We start from the raw sequence: 11,078 nt of genomic DNA on the forward strand, positions 1-11,078 counted from the left end.
ATCGTGTTTTGACCTGCCTTGCCGCAATGCCTATATGTAAACCCAGTCCAGCGTAGAAAGGCATTTTGCCAGTGTTCCGTTTCATCCTGTCCTTTTTCGGGGGCATCTTCACCACGATCACCATGGCCATCGGCATGGTTGCGCTGACCGTTGGCGCGATCTTCTGGATGTACGGGCGGGACCTGCCCAGCCACGAGTCGCTGGCGCAGTATTCGCCACCCACCATCAGCCGGATTTATTCCGGGCAGGGCCAGATCATCGACGAATTTGCCAAGGAGCGCAGACTTTTCGCCCCGGCGGAGACGATCCCGGATCTGGTCAAACAGGCGTTCATCTCGGCGGAAGACAAGAATTTCTACACCCACGACGGCTATGATTTGCGTGGCATCGGGGCTGCGGCTGTCGATGCGATCCGGTCGCGCGGGCAGGACGTGCGCGGCGCCTCCACCATCACGCAGCAGGTCATGAAGAACTTCCTTCTCTCCGGCGACCGCCGGGCAGAGCGCAAGATCAAGGAAATCATCCTCGCCGCCCGGCTCGAGGAAACACTGAGCAAGGAGCAGATCCTCGAGCTCTACATGAATGAGATTTTCCTCGGCCAGAACTCTTATGGCGTCGCAGCGGCGAGCCAGACCTATTTCAACAAACCGCTCAGCGATCTGGCCCCGCACGAGGCGGCTTTCCTGGCGTCCTTGCCGAAGGCGCCCAGTGACTATCACCCGGTGCGCCAGAAAGAACGCCTGCTGGCGCGGCGCAATTTCGTGCTGAAGGAAATGATGGAGAACGGCTATATCTCTCAGGAGGTGCTGCTGTCAGAGCTGAACGAACCCCTGCGGTCGGTGCAGAACGGCGATTTCGAAAGCTTCAAGGCGGAACTGCCGCCGCGCGACTATTTTACCGATGAAATCCGGCGTCAGTTGACCGAGGATTTTGGTGAAGGTGAGTTTTTCACCGGCGGTCTGACCGTGCGCGCAACGATTGATCAGGAGTTGCAGCCGCTTGCCGCGACCTCGTTGCGCCGCGCGCTCGAGGATTATGACCGCAAGCAGGGCGTCTGGCGCGAGGCCAAGATCAAGATCGACCCCGCACAATTGGAGGACGAGGAAAGCTGGCGCGCGGCGCTGTCGGAAACCAAGATGGCGCGCGATATCGAGCTGGACGGCCCCTGGTACCCGGCTGTTGTCCTTTCCGTCGGCAGCAACGATGCGCGGATCGGCATCGAAGGTGTTGAAGAGGACGAAGACGGGCATTTCATCACCGCCCGGGATGCGACCTGGGCCCGCAAACGGACCGAAGGCGGTCAATTGAACAGTAAGGCGAAGGTCGCAGGCGACCTGCTGGAGGTTGGTGACGTGGTGCATGTACGCGCCATGACCTCGGATGAGGACGGCACCTTTGTGCGCTGGACCTTGCGGCAGGTCCCGGAGGTGCAGGGCGGTTTCGTGGCGATGGACGTGAACACCGGCCGTGTGATTTCGATGCAGGGTGGGTTCTCTTACCAGTCCAGCGTGTTCAATCGCGCCACCCAGGCCAAGCGGCAGCCGGGCTCCAGCTTTAAACCATTTGTCTATGCCGCAGCACTCGACAGTGGCTATTCCCCGGCCACCATCGTCGTGGATGCGCCCATCGAGATCAATACACCGCAGGGTCTCTGGCGGCCCCGCAATTCCTCGCGCGAATTCTATGGCCCGACCCCGCTGCGCACCGGAATTGAACGATCCCGTAACCTGATGACCATCCGGCTGGCACAAGAGATCGGCATGGATGTGGTGGCCGACTACGCCGAACGGTTTGGCGTCTATGACAACATGGGTACCTTCCTTGCAAACTCACTGGGCTCCGAGGAAACCACGCTTTATCAGATGGTTGCAGCCTATGCGATGTTCGCCAATGGCGGCGAACGGGTTCAACCTACACTGGTGGACCGGGTGCAGGACCGCTATGGCAAGACGATTTATCGCCACGACGAGCGGCTGTGTTACGATTGCGCGCAGCCCAGCCTTGAGCCCGGACTGCCGCCCAAGGTCATCTCCAACCGCGAACAGGTGATGGACCCGATCACCGCCTACCAGCTGACCTCGATGATGCGCGGTGTTGTGGATCGCGGCACAGCAGCGGCCCATGTGAAACTGCCCGTGCCGACGGCGGGAAAGACGGGCACGACAAATGACGCCAAGGATGTCTGGTTTGTCGGGTTCACCAGCAATATCGTGGCGGGCTGCTACATCGGGTATGACCAACCCCGCAGTCTGGGGCGCAGCGCCTATGGCGGCACCATGTGCGGGCCGGTGTTCCAGGAGTTCATGGAGGAGGCGACCAAGAAATACGGCGGCGGACCCTTCGAGGTGCCGCCTGGTGGTCGGTTCATCAAGATCGACCGCTTCACCGGCGCGCGCCTGGATGACAGCGCCACCGGGGCTTCGGTGGTGGCAGAATACTTCCGCGAGGGGGAGCAACCGATCTTCGGCATCACCTATGATGGTGGATTTGCGATGGGGCAGAACCTGCCGCTGTTCAAGGAGGTGGGTACGCGCCAGACCCAGCAGGTAACCACATCGACGGGTGACACCGCGACAGTTGGCCCTAAAGCGGATTTCGGGACATTGAGTTCGGGCGGTCTTTATTAGCGATGGAGAGGCGTGGCTCCCTTGCCGCTGGCAGGGCGCTGGTTTATCACCGCTTTCAGACTTAACGCCAAGGGCTTTGACCATGCGTGCTGACGCACAAAATACCGTCGAAAAGATCGAAAAATCGCTGGACCTGCTGGCGCAACGGCTGGACGTCGAAACCGCGCCGTTTCGGCTTGAGGAATTCAACGCGCGTGTCGAGGACCCGAACCTCTGGGATGATCCGGACGCGGCGCAAAAGCTGATGCGGGATCGGCAGATGCTCGTCGATGCACTTGGGACCTATGAGAGCATCAAGCAGGACCTGACCGACAACGTCGAGCTGATCGAGCTTGGCGAAATGGAAGAAGACGAAGAGGTCGTCAGCGAGGCCGAGGCCGCGCTGAAATCGCTCGAAGAAAAAGCGGCACAAAAAGAGCTTGAGGCGCTGCTGGACGGAGAAGCGGATGGCAATGACACCTTCCTGGAGGTAAATGCCGGGGCAGGGGGCACCGAAAGCTGTGACTGGGCGTCCATGCTGGCGCGTATGTACGTCCGTTGGGCGGAAAAGAAGGGCTACAAGGTCGAACTGCAGGCGGAAAGCGCCGGGGAAGAGGCGGGGATCAAATCCGCCACCTACAAGATCAGCGGTGTGAACGCCTATGGCTGGTTGAAATCCGAAAGCGGTGTGCACCGTTTGGTGCGGATTTCTCCGTTTGATTCCGCTGCCAAGCGGCATACGTCCTTTACCTCCGTCTGGGTTTACCCGGTTGTTGATGACAACATCGATATCGAGGTGAACCCTGCGGATATCCGCATCGACACCTACCGCTCCTCCGGGGCAGGTGGTCAGCACGTGAACACGACTGATTCCGCCGTGCGGATCACCCACCACCCGACCGGCATCGTCGTGACAAGTTCCGAGAAATCACAGCACCAGAACCGGGATATCGCGATGAAGGCGTTGAAATCACGGCTCTACCAACTGGAGCTGGACCGGCGCAACGCGGCCATCAACGAGGCGCATGAGAACAAGGGTGATGCGGGTTGGGGCAACCAGATCCGCTCTTACGTGCTGCAGCCCTACCAGATGGTCAAGGATCTGCGCACGAACTTTGAAACCTCCGACACCAAGGGTGTGCTGGACGGTGATCTCGATGGTCTGATGGCGGCCACGCTGGCGTTGGACGTCTCCGGCAAGACCCGCGCCGAGGCGCAGGGCAGCTAACTCCAAGTGGATGCTATTTGGCGTCAATTTGGGTGATCTGGCTCTGGTCAGAACATCCATCTGTCATGTTATACTTCTTCCGACAGGGGAGGAATCGTCATGGCCGCATCAGCAACCGCCGACATGGGAATGGGCGCACCAAGCCTGCGTCAGCCCCGTTTTGAAGATCTCAAGGAAGCGCTCCGTCGCGGCGCGCAGGACTTTCGCCGCCATCCGTTCTACGGGCTGACCTTCGCCAGTTTTTACATCCTCGCCGGCTGGGCGATGATTGGCGTCACAGCCGTCACCGGCCATAGTTTCTGGCTTGTGCTGGCGGCGATCGGGTTTCCTCTGCTGGGGCCATTTGCCGCCGTCGGGCTTTACGAGGTGTCTCGGCGCGTGGAACGCGGCACGCCGGTGCCACCCGGCGCTGTGTTCGGGGTGATCTGGCAACAGCGCCTGCGCCAGTTGCCGTCGCTTTGCACCATGATGGTAGTGATTTTCCTCTTTTGGTTTTTCCTTGGCCACATGATCTTTGCGCTCTTCCTTGGCCTGACAACGATGACAAATATATCAACCTCTTACGAAGTATTTCTCACCTTAAACGGGCTGACCATGCTGGCTTTTGGCACGCTGATCGGCGGCCTCTTTGCGCTGCTGATCTACAGCATCACGGTCATCGGTCTGCCCCTTTTGCTGGACCGGGAGATTGATTTCATCACCGCGATGATCACCAGCATTGGCGTGGTCCGGCAGGCCCCGGCGGTGATGTTGGCTTGGGCAGCGCTGATTGCCGGGCTCAGCTTTGCGGCCATGCTACCCGGGTTCCTCGGTCTATGGATTGTCCTGCCGTGGTTGGGCCACGCCTCCTGGCATCTTTACCGGCTGCTATCAGAGACCGCCTGAAGAGGGCGTTTCCCGCTCCATCTCAATCAGCCGACGCCGTAGCGCCCCGGACTGCGGGGCACCAAGTTCCAGCGCATAGATATAGGCGTGGGTAAGGTAAAAGGCCGCCGCGTCTTCATCTTCGCTCTGATCTGCGGCTTCTGTGTAAAGCGTCACGAGGGCTGCACGGTCGTCATCGGCATTTGCCAGTAAAAGACGCGCCTCAAGTTCGTTCATTCCGCCGCCTGAGCTGCCATCCGCCGCTGTTGCACCCGCCCGGCAACCCAAGCGTGGAAAAGATGTGTCGGCCCGTCCATCGCGGGCGAAAACCGCCCGCCATCAAAAGAGACCGCATGACGCCCGCGCTGCATGCCCTCGACGACAAAGATATCCTCGACAAAGACGTCTTTCCACTGCTTGGCATTGCGGGCGCGGAGCGCGTCATCCGTCGTGGGCGTGGCATAAAACAGGTGCACGTGCTCACGGGTTTTTTCGGGACCCTGCGGTTCAAGGATGATTGCAAAAGTGTGGTCCCGGTGCACGCCCAGCAGGACGTTGGGAAAGGCGGTGATGTACTCCGCTGCGGTGTCCCATTTATCGCTCAAGTCCTCGAAGTCTGGGAAAACCTGCTCGTTATTGCCTTTAATCTGGCGGTAAACCAATGTACCCTGGCCAGAGAAAAACCCTTCTTCTTCAATGTGATAATGATCTTCCAGCCGGGAATAGCTGTTCAGGCCTGGGTGGACCCAGGGCAGGTGGTAGCTTTCGCAGTAGTTTTCTACTGCCAGCTTCCAGTTGCAATTGACCTCGAGCGCAAAGGCGCTGTCCGCACCGCCGTGATAGAGAGGCCGGTCGAACTCCGCCCAGCGGTCGAGTAACGCTGCATTTGCGGTCTCGAAATCGGGCGCCGTGCCGGAGATATTGATCCAGACCACGCCCATCCAGATATGACTGCGCACTTCGACCAGCCCCAGAAGGTCGCGGTCGATCCCCTCGTGTCTGTTCTGGCCCGGCCCGCCCACATGGGGCGTGCTGACCAGCTTGCCGTTCGTGGAGTAACACCAGCTGTGATAAGGGCAGCGAATGGCGCCTTCGATCTTGCGCGGTTCCGCCACGAGGATCATGCCGCGATGGCGGCAGATGTTTTGAAAGACGCGAACATTGTTCTGGCGGTCCCGCACCAGCAAAAGAGGCATGCCCAGAAAACTGAAAGGGACGGCGTCACCGATCTCCGGCACATCTGCGGCCACGGCCAGACCCGCCCAGCCGTCATAGAGCAAGGCGTGTTTTTCTTCTTCGAAGACGGTGGCATCGGTGTAATGCGCGTTTGGCAGGCCGTTTGCCTCGGCAATCGGGCGACGCACGTTCGACAGGTCGGTGGGCAGGCGATCCATGGCAACTCTCCTTGCGGTCGTGGCCAAAAGCATACGCCAACAGCCATCTGTCGCCGCGCTCAAAGCGACCCGAGTTTCCCGCAGGCGACATGGCCTAGAGGCACCGGGATACCTATCTGAATGGATCTTCGGGCTGAAGCAGCCGTTGGTGGAAGGGGATCAATTCGTCCAACCTGCAAAAGCCGGCGTCGCGCGCACAGGAGAGAATCCTTTCAGTATTTTCTCCCAAGTATTCATAGACTAAGCGGGTCATCCTCATGCTGGAGGAGCTCTCCCGCACAGTACGCGCAACGTAGCCGACCCAGAAATTGTTCTGGAACGACGTGACACGGCTCAGGTAGTTGAACGAAGCGGTCATGGCGTTGCGCCGTGCAACGGTGGCGGCGAACCCGTCTTCGATCTGCATCACAAAACCTCGATATTCGCGCGCCCGGGCGTCTGCCGGAATGCCCTGCATGGCCATGGCGATCTTGGGCTCATAACCGCGGATGAAGGTGTTGCTGCCTTCACGCTTGATCAGCACCAGCCCCCTAACATATTGATCTCCCTGTACGAAACTGCGCCGGGCGAATTGATAGAACCCACTGGGCAGGCTCTCCTCGGAGACCGGCTGAATGCTCGGTCCCATGAAGTCGCGCAGATATTCGCTCGAGATCAGCCCGGCGGCCGGATTGATTTTATCGACGGGTTCGAGAAGGACCCGCGCATCGACCGAGAAAAACGCACAAATCCGGGCCAGAACGTCCGGCCGTGGGAAGCTCTCTCCACTGAGATACCGGTTGAACTGTGTCCGGTTGATCCCAAGGTCGCGCGCCAGAGCGGAGATCGACGGGTAGTCAGAGGCAAGCGTGCGCAGGTTGGACCCAAACATGCTGCGCAGCTGCGCTGGTGTTCTGGCGGTCAAAGACATCTTCGTCCCTCAGCCTCGTCGCTGCTACGCAACCTAGTCCTCCAGACCGGCCGCGCCATTCATTTACAGGTTGAAATGCCGTTCTGACGCTAATTCGCGTCATTTGCAGATCGTAATTGTGTCAACCTTAGAGCAGGGCGACACAAATTCCAAGCGTACGGTGCTGATTTTATCATGTGCGGTACCGTTAACTTCTTGGTACCAATATAGGGCAGGCAGAAGGATTGGATTGGGATATGATTGGCGTTGTTCTCTGGAGCGACGCATCGGACCGCAAAGCGGTTATTTGGTGCGAAGATCAAGGCGATTTGGCATTTTTGAACTCGACTGACGACTTGTTTCAGTCCGACGGGTTTTTTGACGCCGGTGATGTGGTTCAATTCGACATGGAAGTGCAGGCGTCGATGCGCCGGGCACATAATCCGCGTCTGGTTCTGGAACAGGCTGGTGCCGGTTTGCCCGACGCTTTGCGTCAAAGCGCGTCACGTGACGTGCAACCTCGGGCAACAGCCAAGATTATCCCGTTTGAGCCGCGCGACGCAGACGTGCAGCTGCACTACCCGCAAGCGTCAGAAGCCTAATTTTCCTGTTACTCGCCGCGTGACAGCGCTGCAACGCCGGTCCGCGCTACGTCCGTCAATCCAAGCGGCCGCATCAAATCTGCGAAGGCATCGATCTTGTCCGGCGCGCCGGTGATCTCGAAAACAAAGCTTTCGAGCGTGCTGTCTACAACGCTGGCGCGAAAGATATCTGCCAACCTTAGCGCTTCGACCCGTTTGTCACCGGTGCCGGTGACCTTGAACATCGCCAGCTCCCGCTCGACGCTTGCACCTTCGACCGTCAGGTCGTGCACATCATGCACCGAAACGATCCGCCCCAACTGCGCCTTGATCTGCTCGATCACCTGCGGCGTGCCGGAGGTCACGATGGTGATGCGGCTGAGGTGCCCGGTGTGATCTACTTCCGCGACAGTGAGGCTGTCGATGTTGTAGCCGCGCCCGGAGAAAAGACCGATGACTCGCGCCAGAACGCCCGGTTCGTTTTCGACCAGCACCGCAAGGGTGTGCCGTTCGACCATATCCGAGAACGTGGGCCGTAGGTTGTATGCGGAATGGCTGGTAGCGCCTTTTTTGATTTTAAGTGCGGACATCAGTTGTGAGCCTTCTAGGTCAGGTATTCCGGCAGGGCGTCGCGCGCCCGCTTTTTGGTTTCGGAGCGGTCAGACGAGTACCGAGCCCTTGCTGTCGATCACGCCCTGCGTCTGCGCTTCACCCAGGAGCATTTCGTTATGCGCCTTGCCCGACGGTATCATCGGGAAGCAGTTTTCATGCTTCTCGACGAGACAGTCGAAGATAACTGGACCGTCATGATTGATCATCTCCATGATTGCATCATCAAGATCTGCTGGGTCGGAACAGATGATTCCTTTCGCCCCGAAGGCCTCGGCCAGCTTCACGAAGTCGGGCAGGGCCTCGGACCAGCTTTGGGAATAGCGCTCGCCGTGCAGCAGCTCCTGCCACTGGCGCACCATGCCGAGGCGTTCGTTATTGAGGATGAATTGCTTTACCGGCAGGCGGTACTGCACCGCCGTGCCCATCTCCTGCATGTTCATCAGCCAGGAAGCTTCGCCGGCCACGTTAATCACCAAGGCATCCGGGTGCGCCATCTGAACACCAATCGAGGCCGGGAAACCATAGCCCATCGTGCCCAGACCACCCGAGGTCATCCAGCGATTGGGGTCCTCGAAGCCGAGGTATTGCGCGGCCCACATCTGGTGCTGACCCACCTCGGTGCAAATGTAACGATCATGCTTCCGGGTCAGCTCTTCCAGCCGCACCAGCGCGTGTTGCGGTTTAATGGTCTTGCCGGTCTGCTTGAACTTCAGGCAATCGATGGCTTTCCATTCTTCGATCTGTGCCCACCACTTGGCCAGTGCTTCGGAATTGGTCTTGCGCCCGCGGGACTTCCAAACCTTGAGGATATCTTCGAGCACATGGCCCACGTCACCCACAATCGGGATATCGGTCTTGATCACCTTGTTGATCGAAGAGGGGTCGATATCGATATGCGCCTTGGTGGATTTCGGGCTGAAGGCATCGATGCGCCCGGTGATCCGGTCGTCAAAACGCGCGCCGATGTTGATCAGCAGATCGCAGTCGTGCATCGCCATATTGGCCTGATAAAGACCGTGCATGCCCAACATGCCGAGCCAGTTTTCACCCGACGCCGGGTAGCAACCCAGCCCCATGAGTGTTGACGTGATCGGAAAGCCCGTGGCCTTGACCAATTCGCGCAGAAGCTGGCTGGCGGCAGGACCGGAATTGATCACGCCGCCGCCGGTATAGAAGATCGGCTTTTTCGCCTTCTCCATCGCGGCCACCAGTTCGGTGATCTCTTCCATGTCGCCCTTGACCTTGGGCTGGTAGTGCGACACCGAAGGCTTGGGCGCATTATACATTCCGGTGGCAAACTGCACGTCCTTGGGAATATCGACCAGCACGGGGCCGGGGCGGCCCTGCGTGGCGACATGGAAGGCTTCGTGCAGCACGCCCGACAGCGCGTCGGTTTCCTTCACCAGCCAGTTATGTTTGGTGCAGGGGCGGGTGATGCCCACCGTGTCCGCTTCCTGAAACGCGTCGGAGCCGATCATGAAGGTCGGCACCTGGCCGGTCAGCACGATGATCGGGATCGAATCCATCAGCGCATCGGTCAGACCGGTCACCGCATTTGTCGCCCCGGGCCCGGAAGTCACGATCACCACGCCAGGCTTTCCGGTGGAGCGCGCGTAGCCCTCGGCGGCATGCACCGCACCCTGTTCGTGACGCACAAGAATGTGCCGAATGGCGTTTTGCTGATGAATTTCATCGTAAATCGGTAGGACGGCGCCTCCGGGATAGCCAAAGACGGTGTCCACACCCTGATCGATCAAGGCTTGGACAATCATTTTTGCTCCGGACATTTGCCGTGTCATAGTTTTCACTCCGTGGTGGCCGCTTTTGGGCCTCTTGCTACCGTTGCGCATAAAAAAGCCCCCGTTTTTGGCGGGGGCACATGGGTCAGAGAATGGTCTACCGTTACCGGCCCATGTGCGTGTGTCCTACAATGACGACTAGAGTAGTCATGGATGGGTGCTCCTGAATGCTGGCGAGACATTAGGAGTGCGGATCGGGGGCGTCAAGGACCTTATGGGCAAAAAATATGTCCCCAGACAAGGAAATTGCGCCACTTCCTTGCGCTGGAGGGTTGTTCTGCGACACTTTGCAAAAATCATGTGGGAATCACGCCTGTGAATGGCGTTTCACGAGGCCTCAATGCTCTCGATATCCTCACGCGCGGAGAGGGTGAGCTGCTGCACTTCTTCCGCCAGCACCTTGAATTCCTGCGCGATGATGGCAAGGCCTTTGCCCGCCTCGCCGGCACGAGAGGCCTCGACAGAGGCGTTGATAGACATGGAGCGTACATATTTGCCGATGCGTTCCAACCGGGTCAACCCTTCGCCGAGCCGTGCTGCCGATTGCATCGCCCGATCCAGCTGTGTCGCGCGGCCATTTTCGATCCGGGCCCAGAATTCTTCGGTCAGCGCGCTGACCGCTTCGAAGAATTCGCCCTGTCCGAACGCGACGTACGCGTCGAGAGTGTCTGATGGCGCACCGTCTTCTGTAAGGGCGCTTTCGGACAAACGGTCGGTCATGGCCGCCATGCGCGCGATGACCTGAAGATGTACCTCCTGTGTGGCGGCAATGCCCGCCAACCAAAGGCTCAAGGTTTCGGGCAGGGTTGAAAACTCGGCCTGTCCGCGCAGCACCGCCAGCGTGTGATGCAAGGTTTTCACCTGCGCCTGCAGGTTCTCACGCAGTTTTTCTATCTGGCTGTCCGACCGGTCGCATGACATCTGGCTGACGCCAAGGGCCAGCCGCATGACCAGCGCGCGCAGCGTTGCCACCCGGTCAATGGCGTCACGATAGGGAAGGGTGCCTATGGTTGCGGCGTCGGGCAGGGCGACCTGGTTCTGGATATTCATGAGCCCGGTGTAAGTGTGTCGTGCTTAACAAAGGCTGAACGCGGACGCCCTCACG

10 protein-coding genes are annotated in these 11,078 nt (G+C 59.2%); 4 read left to right on the forward strand and 6 right to left on the reverse strand.

Annotated elements, in window-relative coordinates; all coding sequences use genetic code 11:
* The first annotated feature begins 71 nt into the window (after positions 1-71).
* The 3 genes from Q1A52_RS18335 to Q1A52_RS18345 all read left to right on the forward strand — a co-directional run bounded on the left by Q1A52_RS18335 (position 72) and on the right by Q1A52_RS18345 (position 4,719).
* A complete protein-coding gene (locus Q1A52_RS18335) occupies positions 72-2,627 on the forward strand; it encodes a penicillin-binding protein 1A (RefSeq protein ID WP_300018727.1) in 2,556 nt (851 codons plus the stop codon).
* A gap of 82 nt (positions 2,628-2,709) precedes the next feature.
* The gene (prfB, locus tag Q1A52_RS18340) at positions 2,710-3,834 is read left to right on the forward strand and encodes a peptide chain release factor 2 (protein WP_299783494.1); all 1,125 of its coding nucleotides are present in this window, start codon (positions 2,710-2,712) and stop codon (positions 3,832-3,834) included.
* A 123-nt stretch (positions 3,835-3,957) separates the two neighbouring features.
* A complete protein-coding gene (locus tag Q1A52_RS18345; protein ID WP_300019514.1) occupies positions 3,958-4,719 on the forward strand; it encodes a DUF2189 domain-containing protein in 762 nt (253 codons plus the stop codon).
* On the opposite strand, the gene Q1A52_RS18350 is transcribed toward Q1A52_RS18345, so the two are convergent.
* The 3 genes from Q1A52_RS18350 to Q1A52_RS18360 form a co-directional block, all read right to left on the reverse strand.
* Positions 4,705-4,935 (reverse strand): hypothetical protein, encoded by a 231-nt coding sequence (locus Q1A52_RS18350; RefSeq protein ID WP_300018730.1) that lies wholly within the window; start codon positions 4,933-4,935, stop codon positions 4,705-4,707. The two genes, Q1A52_RS18345 and Q1A52_RS18350, sit on opposite strands and share 15 nt — an antisense overlap.
* Positions 4,932-6,092 (reverse strand): aromatic ring-hydroxylating dioxygenase subunit alpha, encoded by a 1,161-nt coding sequence (locus Q1A52_RS18355; RefSeq protein WP_300018733.1) that lies wholly within the window; start codon positions 6,090-6,092, stop codon positions 4,932-4,934. The genes Q1A52_RS18350 and Q1A52_RS18355 overlap by 4 nt, the downstream gene beginning before the upstream one ends.
* A 112-nt stretch (positions 6,093-6,204) precedes the next feature.
* Positions 6,205-7,002, reverse strand: a complete 798-nt coding sequence (locus Q1A52_RS18360) for a helix-turn-helix domain-containing protein (protein WP_300018736.1) — start codon at positions 7,000-7,002, stop codon at positions 6,205-6,207.
* A gap of 317 nt (positions 7,003-7,319) precedes the next feature.
* Between Q1A52_RS18360 and Q1A52_RS18365 the strand changes: the two genes are divergently transcribed.
* Complete coding sequence (locus Q1A52_RS18365) at positions 7,320-7,583, forward strand: hypothetical protein (protein ID WP_300018739.1); 264 nt, start codon at positions 7,320-7,322, stop codon at positions 7,581-7,583.
* 8 nt (positions 7,584-7,591) lie between these two features.
* On the opposite strand, the gene ilvN is transcribed toward Q1A52_RS18365, so the two are convergent.
* The 3 genes from ilvN to Q1A52_RS18380 form a co-directional block, all read right to left on the reverse strand.
* Positions 7,592-8,152: an acetolactate synthase small subunit gene (ilvN, locus tag Q1A52_RS18370; RefSeq protein WP_300018742.1), complete on the reverse strand. Its 561-nt coding sequence runs from the start codon at positions 8,150-8,152 to the stop codon at positions 7,592-7,594.
* A 69-nt stretch (positions 8,153-8,221) separates the two neighbouring features.
* Positions 8,222-9,973 carry an acetolactate synthase 3 large subunit gene (locus Q1A52_RS18375; protein WP_300018745.1) on the reverse strand — a complete coding sequence of 584 codons (1,752 nt, stop codon included), beginning with the start codon at positions 9,971-9,973 and terminating at the stop codon, positions 8,222-8,224.
* A 327-nt stretch (positions 9,974-10,300) separates the two neighbouring features.
* On the reverse strand, positions 10,301-11,023 hold the full coding sequence (locus Q1A52_RS18380; RefSeq protein WP_300018748.1) for a methyl-accepting chemotaxis protein: 723 nt from the start codon (positions 11,021-11,023) through the stop codon (positions 10,301-10,303).
* Positions 11,024-11,078 lie beyond the last annotated feature (55 nt).

Source organism: uncultured Roseobacter sp. (assembly GCF_947488185.1).
GTDB lineage: Bacteria > Pseudomonadota > Alphaproteobacteria > Rhodobacterales > Rhodobacteraceae > Roseobacter.